Source organism: Mycobacterium sp. IDUB_21 (assembly GCF_055419425.1).
This window is the reverse complement of the sequence record NZ_JBVAXQ010000007.1, coordinates 217,367-236,798: the sequence shown is the minus strand read 5'-3', so window position 1 is coordinate 236,798 and position 19,432 is coordinate 217,367. Positions and strand designations below refer to the sequence as shown.

Genomic DNA, 19,432 nt, shown 5'->3' with positions numbered 1-19,432 from the left:
GCGTCCGGATCGTGCGATTCTGTGGCTGCTCGCGGGGTAGCGGCTAGGGGGTTGCGCCGTCGCCGCCGGCTCCCCCGGTACCACCCTGGGCGCCGGTGGCCGCTCCGCCGGAGGCACCGCTATCGCCGGCCGTGGCCCCCGACGCACCCCCGATACCGCCGCCACCGCCTAGGCCGCCGGTGCCGCCACCGGTGGTCTCGCTGTCACCGCCATCGCCCCCGGTCCCACCGGTGCCCCCGGTTCCGGAGTCGCTGGCGCCGCCGTTACCACCACCGCCGCCGGCCCCGGCGGTCGCTGCCGCCACGTTGGCGTTGTCGCCGCCGGCGATACCGCCGTCGCCACCGTCTCCACCGGCACCACCTGTGGTGCCACCGACGGCGTCACCACCGGCCCCGCCGTTACCGCCATACCCGGCGATCCCGCCGCTGCCGGAGATTCCGGAGGCACCGGTGCCGCCAGGCCCATTGACCGTCACGGTGTTGCCGTTACCGCCGTTACCGCCGTCACCACCGGCACCGGGGTTGTAGCCGGCACCCCCGGCACCACCGTCCCCGCCGTGACCGGCCGACCCGGCAACATCGACCAGCCCGTTGTTGTAGTCGTCGGGTGTCGAGGTGAAGGTGTCACCGCCGTTACCCCCGGCGCCACCGTCGGCCCCTTCACCGGCGTGGCCGTTCACCCCCCCGGCACCCCCGGTGCCACCGGCACCACCGGTGCCACCATGGCCACCGTTCTGGGCATGCTGCGAGTGGGCGTGACCCGAGTCATTGTGCTGCGCTGCACCGGCCACACCACCACTACCGGCCGCACCACCGACGCCACCGTTACCGCCGATTCCGTCATCGGCGGTGGCGACGCCGCCGGCGCCACCGGCACCGCCGTTGCCGCCCAAGCCCCCGTTACTCCCGTTCAGGTTCAAGGTCGGGTCGGTAACCGGGTTGGCACCGATCTGCCCGGAGCCGCCGTTACCCGCGGCACCGCCCGCACCGCCATTACCCGCGGTGTGGAGGCCACTGCCGCCAGCGCCGCCGGCACCTCCGTTACCACCAGTGCCGCCGCCGGTCACGCCGGTGACGTTGCCCTGCCCGTCGCCGCCGGCACCGCCGGCGCCGCCGTCGGCGGTTGCGCCATCAGCCCCGGTGGCACCGCCATTGGCCGTGCCGGCCAGCCCGATGTCACCACCGTTGCCACCGCTTCCGCCGTTACCGCCGTTGGGGTTGGCGACGCTGCCGTCGGCACCGTTGCCGCCAGTACCGGCCGCACCGGCGTCACCACCATCACCGGAGTTGTAGCCATCGCCGCCGATACCACCGGCGCCGCCGTCGCCCCCGTTGCTGCCGTCGCCGGCCCAGTGATCAACGCCCAGGTAATCGGTGAGGTAGGTGTCTTGACCATCGAGGCCGGCACCACCGTTACCGCCGTTACCACCGGCACCGCCATCGCCGTCGTGGCCACCCGCACCCGCACCGCCGGCGCCACCAGCGCCACCAATGCCGCCGTTTCCACCGTCCACTGTGGCTTTGGCACCCCAAGCCGGACTGTTGTTGACGAACTTGTCGAAGTTGCCGTCGCCCCCGTCACCGCCGTTGCCGCCGACGCCGCCGTTGCCCCCGTTGCCGTCGCCGCCATCGGTGACCGCGATCGCGTCGCCGCCCTTGGCGCCGGCGCCACCGTTACCGCCGTTGAGTGATGAACTCTCGTCGCCGTTGAACCCTTGGCCGCCGTTTCCGCCGGAACCGCCAGAACCCGCGTGCAGGCCGGATCCGCCGGCGCCGCCGTCACCACCGTTACCCGCGGTAGTGGCCCCCGCGGTGCCGTGCCCGATCTGGTCGGCGTAGTCCGGTGCGTTCCCGCCAACCCCGCCGTTTCCGCCGTTTCCGCCGGTACCGAGCGCACCGGAACCGGCCGCACCGCTACCCGCGGCGCCGCCATCACCGCCGGCGCCACCGACACCACCGTCACCAGCTCGGCCGTACCCGTTGAGCACGGTCACGCCGTCGTTGTTGATGCCGCCCAGACCACCCGTACCGCCGGTGCCGCCGTTACCGGCGCCGCCGCCATTGCCGCCGATGCCACCGGACAGGCTGTTCCCGCCGGCGCCACCGGTACCGCCGATGCCACCGGCACCACCGTTACCGCCAGCAGCTTGCGCGGCGCTGACCACGCTGCCCGGACCGTTCCCGAATACCGCGATGTCACCGACGCCACCGGCCCCGCCGTCGGCGCCGTTGCCGGCGTTGCCGCCGTTGCCGGCATCGCCCAGAACCGCTCCGCTGTTGCCGCCGGCCCCGCCGTTGCCGCCGGAGCCACCGGCCTGTCCGACCGAAGCCGAACCGGTGCCCGTGTTGTCGGCGCCGTCGATACCGCTGCCGCCGTTCCCGCCGTTGCCGCCGTTGCCCCACAAGCCGCCGTTGCCGGCCGCCCCACCGTTACCGCCCGAGGCCCCGGCCAGTGCGTTGGCGTCGGTGGCCGCGTCATAACCGGCCCCGCCGTTGCCGCCGTTACCCGAGACGATCGGGGTGATGGTTCCATCGGTACCGGCCTGGCCGTCGGCGCTGCCGCCGGTGCCCTGGCCACCCGCACCGCCGACGCCCGCGGTGTCACCGGGGTCACCACCGTTGCCGGCGTCACCACCGTCGGGGTTGGCCGCCGTACCGGCAGCACCGTTACCACCGTTGCCACCCAAGCCGACGCCGCCACCGGCACCACCGTTGCCACCGAGCCCGCCGACACCGTCAGAACCGCTGCCCTGGTGATCCGCCGTGCCGGCCGCACCACCGGTGCCGCCGACGCCACCGTTACCACCGGCACCACCGTTACCGCCGTCGGTCCCATCACCGCTGCCGTTGTTGTCGAAGCTGCCATCGGTGCCGTTGGCCCCGGTCCCGCCGGTACCACCGACGCCACCCTCACCACCGACACCACCGTTGCCGCCGTTGCCGTAAACCGCGCCACCGCTACCACCGACGCCACCGTTACCACCGGCAGCACCCTCGCTGCCGGCCGTACCGTTGCCGTTGGCGTCGGTCACGCCCTGCATCCCCTGGCCGCCAATGCCGCCGGCGCCACCGTTACCACCGTTGCCGGTGTGCGGTCCGGCGTTACCACCATTGCCGCCCAGACCACCAGCAGTTGCTACCTGACCGGCGGTCGCGTCCAGACCGTGCCCACCGACACCGCCGTCGCCACCGTTGCCGATACCGAGCTGGCCCATACCGTTGCCGCCGTTACCACCGGCGCCCGCCAAGACCACGTTCCCGCTGTCGTCGACGAAGGCATTCGCACCGTTACCACCGGCACCGCCGTAACCCATCAAGCCACCACCGGCCCCACCGTCACCACCGGTACCCGCGTAGGTGACGCCGCCGATCGTGACAGTTGAGCCAGCCGCCGCATCGCCACCGGCACCACCGTTGCCGAACAAACCGGCCACGCCACCGGCAGAACCGTCGATACCATCGCCGCCATCGCCGAACCAGGAGCCACCATCTTGGGCCGCGACCAGCGCACCGCTGTCGTCGAGGTAGGCATCTGCGCCGTTGCACAGCACGCCACACGAGTCACCCGTGGCGAACATCTGGTTCATCGGGTCCAGCCACCAGTCGTTGGCCGAGTTGTTGATCAACGCTTCCATCGGGTTGTAGTACGACAGGTAAATGGAGTTGTCGAACGCCGCCCACGCACTCGGCTCGAAGCTGGCCAGCCCGGCCCAGTCGGAGAACACCGTCGTGTCGGGCGCCGCACCCGGCAGGTCCACATCGAACCACGAGGACGGGTCAAAGAAGTCAAAGTCCGCTTGCGCCGAAGACGCCACCACCGGCGTCATCCCGAACGCGAAAAAAGCCCCGACAGACGACACCGCGCCGACCAACCGCCGCCGAGCTGCCTTGGGCCCCCGCCCGTTTACGTGCTTCCCCACCAAAGTCCCCTCTCCCCTGACATGCCCTGAAAATGCGCCCGTACCGAACGTCTGCTAAGTCGCAGTTAAGGTAACAGCGGTTGTCAAACCTGTCTAGTTTTATGACCAGACGACCTGTTTTGGAGAAAATAGGCGTCAAATTAAATCTTCTTGATCGTCAACGCCATCGTTCGGTTTGGTCCTGTAGCCGCGGCCTGGGGATCCGGCGACCATCGTGTCGGGGCGGCTCAGGCCGCCCGAGATCCGATGGTCACATCAGAAATTGATGAGCCGCTCATCCGGCTGCGTGACTCAGGGGTCTTTCCGCGGGTCGAGTTGGCGCGCCGGGTGAACAGCAGGTGGTGGTCATCGATCTTGGCGCGCCTGATCAGGACCGACTCCAGCAGGTAGTTGTCGTGTAACCGCCAGGGCCGGTGTGGCCCGGCCCGCGGTAGCTGGCCCAGCGCGCGCTGCCGATCGCGGGGCCGCCGAGATGCGGATCGGAACCGCGATCTTCTGCGCCCCCCTACCCGGACTCCTAACTCCTGGCCGGAGCGCAGCTGAGGCGATCGCAAGCGCGGCGGAGCCGGACGCCGCGGGTCGCCGTGGGGATTTAAGCGCTCACCGGGGCACGGTGCTTGCTGAACTGCAGCGATTTCTCGTCCACCTTGCCGTAGCGGATCAGCCGCAGGTCCAGCAGATAGTTCTGCTTGAGCCGCCACGGCGCCTCCGAACCGGACCGGGGCAGCTCGTCCATCGCCCGGCGGAAGTAGCCGGGGCTGAAGTCCATGAACGGCTCTTCTTTCACCGCGTCGCCCGGGTGCTGCGGCTCGACCCGGTCGAAGCCGTGGTCGTCCATGTAGTTGAGCACCCGGCAGACGAATTCCGAGACCAGGTCGGCCTTCAGGGTCCAGGACGCGTTGGTGTAGCCGAAGCTGACCGCCGCGTTCGGCACGCCGGAGAACATCAGGCCCTTGTAGGTCATCGCTTTGGGCAGGTCGACCGGCGCGCCGTTGCGCAGCAACGTCGCACCGCCCAGCAATTGCATGTTCAAACCGGTCGCGGTGATGATGATGTCGGCGTCGAGTTCCTGCCCGGAATTGAGCCGGATCCCGGTCTTGGTGAACTTCTCGATCGTGTCGGTGACGACGTCTGCCTTGCCGTCGCGGATGGTCTTGAACAGGTCGCCGTTGGGCGCCAGGCACAGCCGCTCGTCCCACGGATTGTATTTCGGCCCGAAGTGCTTCTGCACGTCATAGCCCTCCGGCAGCCGGTGCTTGGCCATCGTCATCAACGTCTTGCGCATGTACTTCGGGAAGTTCCGCGAGAGCTGGTATTGGAAGGTGCTGAATCCGATGGCCTTCCAGCGGTTGACGAAGTGGGCGGCCTTCTTCGGCAGGAACCGCTTGGCCTGCACGGCGATCGGGTCCACCAGCGGCAGCACGCCGACGTAGGTCGGTGAGCGCTGCAGCATGGTTACGTGACCGGCACCGGAGTCGGCCAGCGCGGGGATCAGGGTCACCGCGGTGGCACCGCTGCCGATCACCACGATCTTCTTGCCGGCGTAGTCCAGTTCCTCCGGCCAGTGCTGCGGGTGCACAATGACACCTCCGGCGCCGGCAAAGTCCTCCGAGCCCTCGAACTCCGGCGAATAGCCCTGCTCGTAGTTGTAGTAGCCGCTGCACGCGAACACGAACGACGCGGTGATCTGCTCTTGCTCACCGTTGTTGTCGACCGTGACCGTCCACTGGTTCTCGGCGTCGGACCAGTCGGCCGAGAGCACCCGGTGCCGGTAGCGGATGTGGGAGTCGATGCCGTTCTCGACGGCGGCTTCGTTGATGTAGTTCCAGATGGAGGGACCGTCGGCGATGCTCTTGGCCGACAGCCACGGCTTGAACCGGAAGCCCAGGGTGAACATGTCGGAGTCCGAGCGGATGCCTGGGTATTTGAACAGGTCCCAGGTGCCGCCGAGGTTATCCCGGCTCTCCAGGATGGTGTAGCTCTTGCCGGGGCAGCGGTTCTGCAGGTGCCAGGCCGCGCTGATGCCGGAGATGCCGGCGCCGACGATCACTACATCGAGGTGTTCAGTCATGCCGACAGGTTATCAACGGGGTGTCGAGTTAGTCAACGGTGCGTCGAATATCTCGACGCCGTGTAGACGCCGACAAGCCCCGAGATGCAGGAGAGCCCCACACGCCAAGCGTGTGGGGCCTTCCCAGCTGTAAGCCGAAGCCTACGGAGTGGTGCCGGCTGATCCCGTGCCACCGTTCGTGCCACCGGTACCGCCGGTGGCACCGGCTCCGCCGTTGATCTCACCGGCGTTGGTCCCGATGGATCCCGGCCCGGTGGGCAGGTTCGGGGTGACCACCGTACCGCCGGTCCCGCCGGCACCGCCGGTGCCGTTGGCCGCGTCGCCGACGCCACCGTTACCACCGTCACCGCCGTCACCACCGGAGACGTTGTTGACCGGACCCGACGTGCTGGTCGTACCGCTGCTGATCGCGCTCGGCGGCGCACCGCTACCCGTCCAGCCCCACCGGATGTCGCTGCCGTTACCACCCTGGCCGCCGGCACCGCCATCGCCGCCGGTGCTGCCGGCGCCGACCCCGGCACCGCCGTTACCACCGTTACCGCCCTGGCCACCGTTGGAGCCGGCCGCGTAGTCGTCGCTGCCGCCGTTACCACCGACACCGCCGCCACCGGCGACAAGTCCGTCGCCGCCGTCGCCGCCGTTGCCGCCGGCACCTGTGGCGCCGACCGGGTTGCCCAGGCTGGTGTTGCCGGCACTGTCCACGTAGCCGAGGGCTTGGAGGTCCGGGCCGCTGCCACCATTGCCACCGTTGCCGCCGTCAGCACCGTCACCGGCCTCACCGGCGGCACCCTGCGCCGTGCCGGCACCGGCTGCACCACCGCTACCGCCGTCGCCGCCGTCGCCGCCCTTGGCGCCGATGCCGACATTGTGGCCCTGCAGTGGATCGTTGCTGTCGGCGTGGCTGGTGTAGGAGCCCCGGCCACCGTCGGCGCCGTTGCCGCCGACGGCGCCGTTGCCGCCGTTGCTTCCGACACCGGTTTCGCCGCCGCCGGCGCCGCCTTCACCGCCATCGCCGCCGGTACCACCGTTACCGCCCACGGTTCCATCCGCCGCAGCGCCGAAGGCGTTGACGGAGGGGACACCGTCGGTGCCAGCCGCGCCGTTACCGCCGATGGCACCGTTACCGGCCGCGCCACCGTCGCTGTCGGCGCCCGCCGTACCGTTGGCCGACGAACCGCCGGCCCCACCGTTACCGGCGTTACCACCGGAGCCACCGTTACCGCCGTTGACACTCGCCAGGGTGGCGTTCGCACCGGCACCACCGTCGGCGCCGTTACCGGCCGCACCCGCGTTACCGGCAGTGTTGGCCGCCAGCTCACCGGAGTCACCACCGTCGCCCGCGTTACCACCGGAGCCACCGTTGCCGCCGTTGAGATCGTTCGCGGTACCAGCCGCACCGGCCACGCCGCTGCCGCCGGCGCCACCGTTACCGCCGTTGCCCCACTTGCCGCCGTTGCCACCGGCGCCACCGCTGCCGCCAGAGGTTCCAGCAGCCGCGCTGGTGCCGGCGGCGGCGTTGTAGCCCGCACCACCGACGCCGCCGTTACCCGAGACGATCGGGGTGATGGTGCCATCGGTACCGGCCTGGCCGTCGGCGCTGCCGCCGGTGCCCTGGCCACCCGCACCGCCGACGCCCGCGGTGTCACCGGGGTCACCACCGTTGCCGGCGTCACCACCGTCGGGGTTGGCCGCCGTACCGGCAGCACCGTTACCACCGTTGCCACCCAAGCCGACGCCGCCACCGGCACCACCGTTGCCACCGAGCCCGCCGACACCGTCAGAACCGCTGCCCTGGTGATCCGCCGTGCCGGCCGCACCACCGGTGCCGCCGACGCCACCGTTACCACCGGCACCACCGTTACCGCCGTCGGTCCCATCACCGCTGCCGTTGTTGTCGAAGCTGCCATCGGTGCCGTTGGCCCCGGTCCCGCCGGTACCACCGACGCCACCCTCACCACCGACACCACCGTTGCCGCCGTTGCCGTAAACCGCGCCGCCGCTACCACCGACGCCACCGTTACCACCTGCAGCACCCTCGCTGCCGGCCGTACCGTTGCCGTTGGCGTCGGTCACGCCCTGCATCCCCTGGCCGCCAATGCCGCCGGCGCCACCGTTACCACCGTTGCCGGTGTGCGGTCCGGCGTTACCACCATTGCCGCCCAGACCACCAGCAGTTGCTACCTGACCGGCGGTCGCGTCCAGACCGTGCCCACCGACACCGCCGTCGCCACCGTTGCCGATACCGAGCTGGCCCATACCGTTGCCGCCGTTACCACCGGCGCCCGCCAAGACCACGTTCCCGCTGTCGTCGACGAAGGCATTCGCACCGTTACCACCGGCACCGCCGTAACCCATCAAGCCACCACCGGCCCCACCGTCACCACCGGTACCCGCGTAGGTGACGCCGCCGATCGTGACAGTTGAGCCAGCCGCCGCATCGCCACCGGCACCACCGTTGCCGAACAAACCGGCCACGCCACCGGCAGAACCGTCGATACCATCGCCGCCATCGCCGAACCAGGAGCCACCATCTTGGGCCGCGACCAGCGCACCGCTGTCGTCGAGGTAGGCATCTGCGCCGTTGCACAGCACGCCACACGAGTCACCCGTGGCGAACATCTGGTTCATCGGGTCCAGCCACCAGTCGTTGGCCGAGTTGTTGATCAACGCTTCCATCGGGTTGTAGTACGACAGGTAAATGGAGTTGTCGAACGCCGCCCACGCACTCGGCTCGAAGCTGGCCAGCCCGGCCCAGTCGGAGAACACCGTCGTGTCGGGCGCCGCACCCGGCAGGTCCACATCGAACCACGAGGACGGGTCAAAGAAGTCAAAGTCCGCTTGCGCCGAAGACGCCACCACCGGCGTCATCCCGAACGCGAAAAAAGCCCCGACAGACGACACCGCGCCGACCAACCGCCGGCTCGTCCGCGACCCCCCCTTGCGCTGACGCTGTGACATCACACTTCCCCCTCGACTGTGGTTAGCCCGAATTTGCATGCGGCACTTCTCATGCCGCGTTAAGCCGACCCCAAGTTAGCAGCCATACCAAACGTTGTCTATTTTTCAATACTTCGGGAAGCAGAGATGGAAAACTGTCTCCGAATCACCGCAGGTAGGCCGCAGGATCCATCCGATCTGTCCGAAACTCCGCAGGATGGGTCGCTGACGGTACGTCACCTGATCCCGTCGATCCGTTCTGAAGATTCCAGATTTACGGCGTTGTGGGAGAGGGCCTGGTGAACCTGAGATGGCCGTCATCCAACTTGGAGCGCCTGATCACCGCCGAATCCAGCAGGTAGTTGTCGGGTAAACGCCACGGGCGGTGCGAACCGGCCCGCGGCAGATGGCCCAGCCCTCGCTGCACATAGCCGGAGACCTGCTTCACCAGTGGCCGGTCCTGCACATGCGGGTCGGGCTCGCGCGGCACCACGGTGTCGAACCCCCGAGAATCCATGTAGTTGAGCACCCGGGAGACCGACACCGATACCAAGTCGGCTTTCAGGGTCCAGGACGCGTTGCTGTATCCGACCGTGAACGCCAGGTTGGGCACGCCGCTGAGCATCATGCCCCGGTAGGCAACCGTGTCGCGCAGGCTGATCGGCACACCGTTGCGGCTGATCTCGGCTCCCCCGAACAGCCGCAGGTTCAGCCCGGTCGCGGTGACGATCATGTCGGCGGGCACCTCGTCACCGGAGGACAGTCGGAGCCCGGTCGGGGTGAACGACTCGATCCCGTCGGTGACGACATCGGCCCGGCCTGCGCGAATCGCCGCGAAAAAATCCCCATCGGGGGCCAGGCACAACCGTTGGTCCCACGGCTGATAGTTCGGGCCGAAGTGCTTGGCGACGTCGAAGCCCTCGGGCAGGCGCCGCCGGGCCATCGCCATCAACATCCTGCGCATGAAGGTCGGGAAACGGCGGCTCACCTGGTAGACGCCGACCTGACCCACGATGTAGCCCCACCGGTTGGCCACCGCGGCAGCCCGGGTCGGCAGCAGTCGGTTCAACCGGCGCGCCACCGGATCGACCGAGCGCAACAGCCCGATATAGCCCGGAGATCGCTGGACCATGGTGACGTGACCCGCCCCGGACTCGACCAGCGCCGGGACCAGGGTCACCGCGGTGGCACCGGAGCCGATCACCGCGATCTTCTTGCCGGTGTAGTCCAGATCCTCCGGCCAGTGCTGGGGGTGGATGATCGGGCCGGCAAAGTCGTCGGCACCCGGGAATTCCGGGGCGTAGGCATCGTCGTAGTCGTAGTAGCCGCTACAGGCGACCAAGAATCCGCAGCTGATCTCGATGGTCTCGCCGTCGCGCTCAACGGTCAGCCGCCACAAGGCGTCGGCGTCGCTCCAGTCGGCGGCCACCAACCGGTGGCCGTAGCGGATGTGTTCGTCGATGCCGTGTTCAGCGACGGTTTCCCGCAGGTAGTCCTTGATCGCCGCACCGTCGGCGATCGTGGTGTCCGCCGTCCACGGTTTGAACCGGAAGGCGAAGGTGAACATGTCCGAGTCCGAACGAATCCCCGGATATTTGAACAGGTCCCAGGTGCCGCCGAGGTCGTCGCGGCGCTCCAGGATCGCGTAGCTCTTGTTCGGGCAGTGCCGCTGAAGATGCCACGCCGCGCTGATCCCGGAGATCCCAGCGCCGACGACCGCGACATCGAGGTGTTCGGGCACGGACGAGTATCGTAGCCAACAGGCTCCAGACAATCTCTCGACATACTGTCGATTTTCTCGACACCGTGTAAACTATCGTCTGTGACCCGGCCTGTCCCGACTCGTTCCCGCAGCCGACGCTCAACCCGCCCTTCGGGCGACGACCGCGAGCAGGCGATCCTGGCGACCGCCGAACGACTGCTGGAGCAACGTCCGCTCGCCGAGATCTCGGTCGACGATCTGGCCAAAGGCGCCGGCATCTCCCGGCCTACCTTCTATTTCTATTTCAAGTCCAAGGACGCGGTGCTGCTCTCGCTGCTGGAGCCGCTGATCGCGACCGCCGACGAGAAGTTCGTCGGGGCGGTGCAACGGCTGCCCGCCGACCCGCGCCGGGTCTGGCGCAGCGGCATCAAGGCGTTCTTCATCGCGTTCAGCTCGCATCGCGCGATCGCCCGGGCCGGCACCGAGGCCCTGTCCAGCAGCCCGGAGTTCCGGGCGATGTGGAACGCCTTCATGCAGAAGTGGATCGAGCAGACCGCCGCGCTGATCACCGCCGAGCGGGACCGCGGCGCGGCGCCGCAGACCATCCCGGCACTGGATCTCGCGACGTCGCTGAATCAGATGAACGAACGCACGATGATGGCGGCGCTGGTCGCCGAGGAGCCGTCGGTCCACCACGATCGAGTGGTCGACACGCTGACACACATCTGGGTCAGCAGCATCTACGGCGAAGCGCTTTAGAACTCGCCGACGCCGAACCCGGCCAGCAGCACCGCGAAGCCGCCGATCTCGCCGATGATGAGCAACACCATGCCGACTCGCAGGAGCCAGCCGGGTTTCTCGAACTGGTTGGTGGTGTCACGCAGCGCCCCGTGCAGCATGTAACTGCCGATCGCGGTGACGAAGAAGTACACCATCACCATCGCGGCGGTCAGGTTCACCCAGGTGGGCCAGCCGCTGAGCTCGACGAACACCGCGACCAGCAGCGTGGCGAAGGAGTACAGCAGCGCTGCCCGGTGCGCGATGTCGACGTAGATGTGGGCCTGGTGATTCTCCGAGGTGACGATCTGTTGGTACTTCCAGACGCCCAGCAGCAATGCCAGCAGGAAGATCAGACCGGCCGCCAGCAAGGTCACCTTGGTGTCGATACCCAGAGTCATGTCCACAACGGGAGCTTAGATGCCGCCGGACGGGGACTTGTCGCTGCGGCCGAGAGTGGACGCACTGCGCTAACGTCGGCTGGATGCGCTTCGCGTTCAAAACCTCGCCGCAGAACACCACCTGGGCCGACATGCTGGCCGTCTGGCAGGCCGCCGATGGCATCGACGTCTACGAGTCCGGCTGGACCTTCGACCACTTCTACCCGATCTTCACCGACTCGGCCGGGCCGTGCCTGGAAGGCTGGACGACGCTGACGGCACTGGCCCAGGCCACCACCCGGCTTCGATTGGGCACCCTGGTCACCGGGATCCACTACCGCCATCCCGCCGTGTTGGCCAATATGGCCGCAGCCCTCGACATCATCTCCGGGGGCCGGCTGGAGTTGGGTATCGGCGCCGGCTGGAACGAGGAGGAATCCGGCGCCTACGGGATCGAACTGGGAAGCATCCGGGAGCGCTTCGACCGCTTCGAGGAGGCCTGCGAAGTCCTGGTCAGTCTGTTGAGCCGGGAGACGACCGATTTTCAGGGCAGCTACTACCAACTCGAGGCCGCCCGCAATGAGCCCAAGGGCCCGCAGCGGCCGCACCCGCCGATCTGCATCGGCGGCAGCGGCGAGAAGCGCACCCTGAAGATCACCGCGCGCTATGCCCAGCACTGGAATTTCGTCGGGGGCACGCCGGCCGAGTTCGCCCGCAAGCGCGACGTGCTGGCCGGCCACTGCGCCGAGATCGGCCGGGATCCGACGGAGATCACCCTGTCGGCGCACCTACGCCTGAACCCGGATCGGGACTACCGCAAGGTGATCGATGACGCCGCGGCGTTCGGCGCGGAAGGCCTGGACCTGGCGATCGTGTATCTGCCGGTGCCGTACGACCCGGCGGTGCTGGAACCGCTGGCCGAGGCGGTTCGTGATTCCGGCCTGTGGGCCCCGGTAACGTCCGGGTAACGGTCAGCAAACATTCCGAGGCCCGCCGCCTTGCGGCGCCCCGAATGCCTACGTCGCGAAGCGCAACAGCTCGTCGGCGGTGACCAGACGCTCGTGCTTGGCTGGAAATTCACGGCTCCTGCGCGGATACCGCAGCAGTGACCAGGCCATTCGGCCCATCCGGTATCGATATATCGGGTTGACGTACACGGCGATGAACCCCCGCCCTGGCTCGGACCAGATTGGAATAACGCGGACCACGTTAACACACCGTTAACGCGATGCCCATTGCCGACCATTAGACACCCGGGCGGTGGCAAACAAAACCCGACGCGCCGAATCGTGTTCCATTTGTTGTATTTGAGGCGGAAGTGTCTGGAGGTGTTAGTGGATGGGTGCCGTCGTCGGCTTGACCGGCGCCGGCAAGGCGGTCTTGCCCATCAGATACCGGTCCGCGCCCGCCGCCGCGGCGCGGCCCTCGGCGATCGCCCAGACGATCAGCGACTGGCCGCGCCCCATGTCCCCGGCGACGTAGACGCCCGGCACCCCGGCGGCGAACTCCGCGTCGCGGGCCACGGTGCCGCGGGCGGTGAACTCCACGCCCAGGTCGGTCAGCAGTGCCGATCGTTCCGGGCCGACGAAGCCCATCGCCAGCAGCACCAGGTCGGCCTCTAGCTCGAAGTCGGTGCCGTCCACCTTCTCGAAACCGCCGTTGCGTCGCCGCACCTCGTGGGCGCGCAGTCCGGTGACATGCCCGTCCCGGCCGAGGAATTCCTCGGTGTTGACCGAGAACACCCGGTCGCCGCCCTCCTCGTGCGCCGCTGACGTCCGCATGACCAACGGGTACATCGGCCAAGGCGTAGAGGCATCGCGGGTCTCCGGCGGGCGCGGCATGATCTCGAACTGGTGCACGCAGGTACCGCCCTGGCGGTGCACGGTCCCAAGGCAGTCGGCGCCGGTGTCGCCACCGCCGATGATGATCACCCTTTTGCCGTGCGCGCTGATCGGCGGCTCGGACAGATCACCGGCCTGCACCCGATTCGCCCACGGCAGGTACTCCATCGCCTGGTGGATACCGTCAAGTTCCCGGCCGGGCACCGGCAGATCGCGCCATGCGGTGGCCCCGCCGGCCAACACAACTGCGTCGAAGTCAGCGCGCAGCTGATCGGCCGTCACATCCACACCGACGTTCACGCCCGTCCGGAAGACCGTGCCCTCGCCGGCCATCTGGGCCAGCCGCCGGTCGACGATGCGCTTCTCCATCTTGAATTCCGGTATGCCGTAACGCAGCAGCCCACCGATGCGGTCATCACGCTCGTAGACCGTCACCGCGTGCCCGGCCCGGGTCAGTTGCTGGGCAGCAGCCAGCCCGGCCGGCCCGGAGCCCACCACCGCGACCGTCTTGCCGGTCAGCTCTGAGGGCGGGATCGGTTTCACCCAGCCGTCTTTGAAGCCGCGCTCGATGATCTCGTACTCGACCTGCTTGATCGTCACCGGAGGCTGGTTGATACCCAACACGCAGGCCGGCTCACACGGCGCGGGGCAGAGCCGCCCGGTGAAGTCCGGGAAGTTGTTGGTGGCGTGCAACCGGTCCAACGCTTCGCGCCAGCGCCCGGTGCGAACCAGGTCGTTCCACTCCGGGATCAGGTTCCCCAGCGGACAGCCGTTGTGGCAGAACGGGACACCGCAGTCCATGCAGCGCCCGGCCTGCTCGCGCAGAGTGTCCTCGGCGAACTCCTCATACACCTCGTTCCAGTCGCCCACCCGCTGCGAGACGGGACGGCGCAACGGAAGGATGCGCTGGGTGTGGGTGAGAAACCCCCTCGGGTCAGCCATGAGCCGCCGCCATGATCGCCTCGTTCGGATCGGCGCCACTCGCCTTGGCCTCGGCCACCGCGACCAGCACCCGCCGGTAGTCACGTGGCATCACCTTGACGAAGTGGCGGCGGTGGTTGGGCCAGTCGGCCAGGACGGCCCGCGCGGGTGCGGAGTCGGTGGCCTCGGCGTGCGCAGCCAGGATGCCGCGCAGCCAGGTGACGTCGTCGTCGTCGAAATCGTCGAACGCGTCGAGCTCCACCATCTCGGTGTTGAGTCTGCCCGGCAGCTCCGAGCCCGGGTCGTAGACGTAGGCAACCCCTCCGGACATGCCGGCGGCGAAGTTGCGTCCGGTGCGGCCCAGCACCACCACCTTGCCGCCGGTCATGTATTCACAGCCGTGGTCACCGACGCCCTCGACCACGGCGTGCGCCCCGGAGTTGCGGACCGCGAACCGTTCTCCGACCACCCCGCGCAGGAACACTTCCCCACTGGTGGCGCCGAACAGGATCACGTTGCCGCCGATGATGTTGTCCTCGGCGACGTAGCCGTCGGGGGCGTTGCTCGGTGGCCGGATCGCGATCCGCCCTCCGGACAGGCCCTTGCCGACGTAGTCGTTGGCGTCACCGAACACCCGCAGAGTGATCCCGGGCGGCAGGAAAGCGCCGAAGCTGTTGCCGGCCGACCCGGTGAAGGTGATGTCGATGGTGTCCGCGGGCAGCCCCTGGGCGCCATAGGCTTTGGTGACCTGGTGGCCGAGCATGGTGCCGACCGTCCGGTTGACGTTGGAGATCGCGCTGGTGAACCGGACCGGGGTACCCGAGTCGAGCGCCTCACGGCTCATCACGATCAACTGCTGATCCAGCGCCTTTTCCAGCCCGTGATCCTGACCGGAGCTGCAATACAGGTCCTGGTTCATGAAGGCGGACTCCGGCTCGTGCAGTATCGGCGCGAGGTCGAGTTTGTGGGCCTTCCAGTGCGCGCGGGCCAACGTGGTATCCAATGCGTTCACCTGTCCGACAGCTTCATTGATCGTGCGGAAACCCAGTGCCGCAAGGTATTCGCGAACCTCCTCGGCGATGAACCAGAAGAAGTTCTCGACGAACTCGGGCCGGCCGTTGAACCTGCTGCGCAGCTCCGGGTTCTGGGTGGCCACCCCGACCGGGCAGGTGTCCAGGTGACAGACCCGCATCATGATGCAGCCCGACACCACCAGTGGTGCGGTGGCGAAGCCGAACTCCTCGGCGCCCAGCAGCGCCGCGATGACCACGTCGCGACCGGTCTTGAGCTGGCCGTCCACCTGCACCACGATCCGGTCCCGAAGGCCGTTGAGCAGCAACGTCTGCTGGGTTTCGGCCAGCCCCAGCTCCCACGGCGCCCCGGCGTGCTTGAGCGAGGTCAGCGGAGCCGCTCCGGTGCCGCCGTCGTGCCCGGAGATCAGCACCACGTCCGCGTGCGCCTTGGACACCCCGGCCGCGACCGTTCCGACGCCGTTCTCCGCCACCAGCTTGACGTGGATGCGGGCATCCGGGTTGGCGTTCTTCAGGTCGTGGATCAGCTGTTTGAGGTCCTCGATGGAGTAGATGTCGTGGTGCGGCGGCGGCGAGATCAGCCCTACGCCGGGGGTGGCGTGGCGAACCTCGGCGATCCACGGATACACCTTGTTGCCCGGAAGCTGCCCGCCCTCACCGGGCTTGGCTCCTTGGGCGATCTTGATCTGCAGGTCCGAGCAGTTGACCAGGTAGTCGCTGGTGACGCCGAATCGGGCGGAGGCGACCTGTTTGATCGCGCTGCGCCGCCAGTCGCCGTTCTCCTCGGGCAGGTAGCGATCGGAGTGTTCACCGCCCTCGCCGCAGTTCGACCGGCCGCCGATCCGGTTCATCGCGATCGCCAGGGTCTCGTGTGCCTCGGCGGAGATCGAGCCGTAACTCATCGCGCCGGTCGCGAATCGCTTGACGATCTCGGTGGCCGGTTCCACCTCGTCGATCGGAACCGGTGGGCGTTCCCCGGATTTGAACCTCAGCAGACCTCGCAGCGTGGCCAGCTGCTCACTCTGGTTGTCGATGAGCTCGGTGTACTCCTTGAAGACGGCGTACTGGCCGGTGCGAGTGGAATGCTGCAGTTTGAAGACCGTCTCGGGGTTGAACAGGTGGTATTCGCCCTCACGGCGCCACTGGTATTCACCACCCACCGGCAGCTCACGATGGGCGCGCTGCTCGGGACGCTCCAGATAGGCCAACCCGTGGCGGGCGGCCACGTCGGCGGCGATGTCGTCGAGGGTGATGCCGCCGATCGGGCAGTACAGGCCGCTGAAGTATTCGTCGAGGACGTCCTGGGAGATGCCGACCGGCTGGAACAGTTGCGCGCCGGTGTAGGACGCCCGTGTCGAAATGCCCATCTTGGACATGACTTTCAGCACGCCTTTGGCGGCGGCCTTGGCGTAGTTGGTCAACGCCTTCTCGTGGTCGATCTGCTCGATCAATCCCCGATCGATCATGTCCTCGACGGACTCGAAAGCCAGGTAGGGGTTGACCGCGGCGGCGCCGAATCCCAATAGCGCCGCCAGATGGTGCACCTCCCGGGCATCGCCGGACTCCACCACCAGGCCCACCTTGGTGCGGGTGCGCTCGGCAACCAGATGGTGATGCACCGCCGCGGTGGCCAGCAGGGACGGGATGGGCGCCAGGGTCTCGTCGGATTCCCGGTCGGAGATCACGATGAAGCAGGCGCCGTCGTCGATCGCCGCCGAAACCCGGGCACACACCTGCCGCAGAGCGGCGCGCAGCCCGGCCCCGCCTTCGGCCACCGGATACAGGCAGCTGATGACGGCCGTTGACAGGCCGTGGGGCCCCCGGGAACCGATCGCCTGATCCGGGCGCAGCTTGATCAACTTCGCCAGGTCGTGGTTGCTCAGGACCGGCTGGGGCAGGACGACCTGCCGCCACGTGGGTTCCCCGGTGTTGAGCAGGTCGCCCTCCGGACCGACGGCACCCTGCAGGCTGGTGACCACCTCTTCGCGGATGGCGTCCAACGGCGGATTGGTGACCTGGGCGAACATCTGCTGGAAGTAGTCGAACAACATGCGGGGCCGCGCTGACAGCACCGCCACCGGGGTGTCGGTGCCCATCGACCCGATCGGCTCGGCGCCGGTGCGTGCCATCGGCGCGAGTAGCAGGTTGAGTTCCTCGTAGGTGTATCCGAACATCTGCTGACGCAACAGAATCCGGTGGTGCTCCATGCGCGGGGCATCACCGGGCGGCAACTCGTCGATTCCGATCAGCGCCTCGTCGATCCACTGCTGGTAAGGGCGCTCGGCTGCCAGCGCCGACTTGATCTCGGCGTCGGAGATGATCCGCCCGGCCGCGGTGTCCACCAGGAACATCCGGCCCGGCTGCAACCGCTGCCGGTGCACCACCGTGGCCGGATCCAGGTCGAGCACCCCGGCTTCGGACGCCATCACCACCAGGCCGTCGTCGGTGACCCAGATTCTCGAAGGCCGCAGGCCGTTGCGGTCCAGCACCGCACCAACCACGGTGCCGTCGGTGAAGGTCATCGAGGCCGGGCCGTCCCAGGGCTCCATGAGCGAGTCGTGGTACTCATAAAAAGCTCTGGTGGCCTTGTCCATGCTCTCGTGCCGCTCCCAGGCCTCCGGGATCATCATCAGCACCGCATGCGGCAGACTGCGACCCCCCAGATGCAGCAGTTCGAGCACCTCGTCGAATCGGGCCGTGTCGGAGGCACCCGGCGTGCAGATCGGGAACAGCTTGTCGGCTGTGTTCTCCGCGGTCCGGCCGTCTCCAGCGTCCTCGGTGCCGAATACGTCGGTGCGGATCAGCGCCTCCCTGGCCCGCATCCAGTTCTCATTGCCGGTGACGGTGTTGATCTCGCCGTTGTGCGCGATGCGCCGAAACGGGTGCGCCAACGGCCAGGAGGGAAACGTGTTGGTGGAGAACCGGGAATGCACGATGCCCAGCGCACTGTGCAGACGCTCGTCGGCCAGATCCGGGTAGAAGGCCTTGAGCTGCGGGGTGGTCAGCATGCCCTTGTAAACCATCGTCCGGCCGGAAAGGCTAGGGAAATAGACGGTTTCCCGTCCCGGACCGTCCTGGCCGGGGCCCTTGCTACCCAGCTCGTGTTCGGCGCGCTTGCGGACCACATACGCGCGCCGCTCCAGGGTCATCCCGGACGCCCCGGCGATGAACAGCTGCCGGAAGGTGGGCATCGCGTCGCGGGCCAGCGCGCCCAGCGACGAGTCGTCGACCGGCACGTCGCGCCACCCGAGCACCTGCAGTCCTTCGGCTTCGACGATCTTCTCCACGCCGGCGCAGGCCGTCGCCGCGTCCTTGGCCGACTGCGGCAGGAAGGCAATGCCGGTGGCGTAGTCCCCTTCGGCGGGCAGGTCGAAATCCGTGACCGCACGCAGGAATTGGTCCGGCACCTGGATCAGGATGCCGGCGCCGTCGCCACTGTGCGGTTCGGCTCCAGCGGCGCCGCGGTGTTCGAGGTTGAGCAGCGCGGTGATCGACTTGTCGACGATGTCGCGGCTACGCCGACCGTGGATGTCTACCACCATGGCCACACCGCATGCGTCGTGTTCGAACGCGGGGTTGTAAAGCCCGACCCGATTGGGTGCCATCACCACCTGACCCTTCGCACTTCCGACGTCGATTCGTCTGGCGTAGACGAGCGAACGAGAGGATTGGTCCGTGCGACATTGAACGGCGGTCCACCTGAAAATTCTTGACAGGCAACGCCACGATATACCCGGACCTGCACGGCGTGCTACCTGCTGGACGAATGCCACCCGGTGAGGTTTGTGTTACATCGACGCAATAACCGGATGATGTTCAGGAAATGTGCGCTGCCTATCGTCTGGCTGTCTGC

General features: G+C 67.9%; 9 protein-coding genes. 2 read left to right on the top strand and 7 right to left on the bottom strand.

The features are described 5' to 3' along the window. Nucleotides 1–43: 43 nt before the first annotated feature. The 4 genes from ACZYY4_RS13085 to ACZYY4_RS13070 form a co-directional block, all read right to left on the bottom strand. Nucleotides 44–3,919, bottom strand: a complete 3,876-nt coding sequence (locus ACZYY4_RS13085) for a PE family protein (protein WP_463810404.1) — start codon at nt 3,917–3,919, stop codon at nt 44–46. Nucleotides 3,920–4,511: 592 nt separating this feature from the next. After that, a complete protein-coding gene (locus ACZYY4_RS13080; RefSeq protein ID WP_463810403.1) occupies nt 4,512–5,990 on the bottom strand; it encodes a flavin-containing monooxygenase in 1,479 nt (492 codons plus the stop codon). Nucleotides 5,991–6,131: 141 nt separating this feature from the next. Then, nucleotides 6,132–8,948 carry a hypothetical protein gene (locus tag ACZYY4_RS13075; protein WP_463810402.1) on the bottom strand — a complete coding sequence of 939 codons (2,817 nt, stop codon included), beginning with the start codon at nt 8,946–8,948 and terminating at the stop codon, nt 6,132–6,134. Nucleotides 8,949–9,201: 253 nt separating this feature from the next. Further along, entirely contained in the window at nt 9,202–10,668 is a 1,467-nt protein-coding gene (locus ACZYY4_RS13070) for a flavin-containing monooxygenase (RefSeq protein WP_463810401.1), read from the bottom strand. Nucleotides 10,669–10,749: 81 nt separating this feature from the next. Here ACZYY4_RS13070 and ACZYY4_RS13065 point away from each other — a divergent pair, with 81 nt between their 5' ends. Then, entirely contained in the window at nt 10,750–11,388 is a 639-nt protein-coding gene (locus ACZYY4_RS13065) for a TetR/AcrR family transcriptional regulator (protein ID WP_463810400.1), read from the top strand. On the opposite strand, the gene ACZYY4_RS13060 is transcribed toward ACZYY4_RS13065, so the two are convergent. Next, a complete protein-coding gene (locus ACZYY4_RS13060; RefSeq protein ID WP_463810445.1) occupies nt 11,385–11,807 on the bottom strand; it encodes a hypothetical protein in 423 nt (140 codons plus the stop codon). The genes ACZYY4_RS13065 and ACZYY4_RS13060 overlap by 4 nt on opposite strands. 83 nt (nt 11,808–11,890) lie before the next feature. On the opposite strand from ACZYY4_RS13060, the gene ACZYY4_RS13055 reads away from it, so the two are divergent. Then, a complete protein-coding gene (locus ACZYY4_RS13055; protein WP_463810399.1) occupies nt 11,891–12,754 on the top strand; it encodes an LLM class F420-dependent oxidoreductase in 864 nt (287 codons plus the stop codon). Nucleotides 12,755–13,117: 363 nt separating this feature from the next. On the opposite strand, the gene ACZYY4_RS13050 is transcribed toward ACZYY4_RS13055, so the two are convergent. Both ACZYY4_RS13050 and gltB read right to left on the bottom strand, forming a co-directional pair. Beyond that, nucleotides 13,118–14,569 (bottom strand): glutamate synthase subunit beta, encoded by a 1,452-nt coding sequence (locus tag ACZYY4_RS13050; protein WP_463810398.1) that lies wholly within the window; start codon nt 14,567–14,569, stop codon nt 13,118–13,120. Beyond that, the gene (gene gltB, locus ACZYY4_RS13045) at nt 14,562–19,184 is read right to left on the bottom strand and encodes a glutamate synthase large subunit (protein ID WP_463810397.1); all 4,623 of its coding nucleotides are present in this window, start codon (nt 19,182–19,184) and stop codon (nt 14,562–14,564) included. The genes ACZYY4_RS13050 and gltB overlap by 8 nt, the downstream gene beginning before the upstream one ends. Between the last annotated feature and the right edge of the window lie 248 nt (nt 19,185–19,432).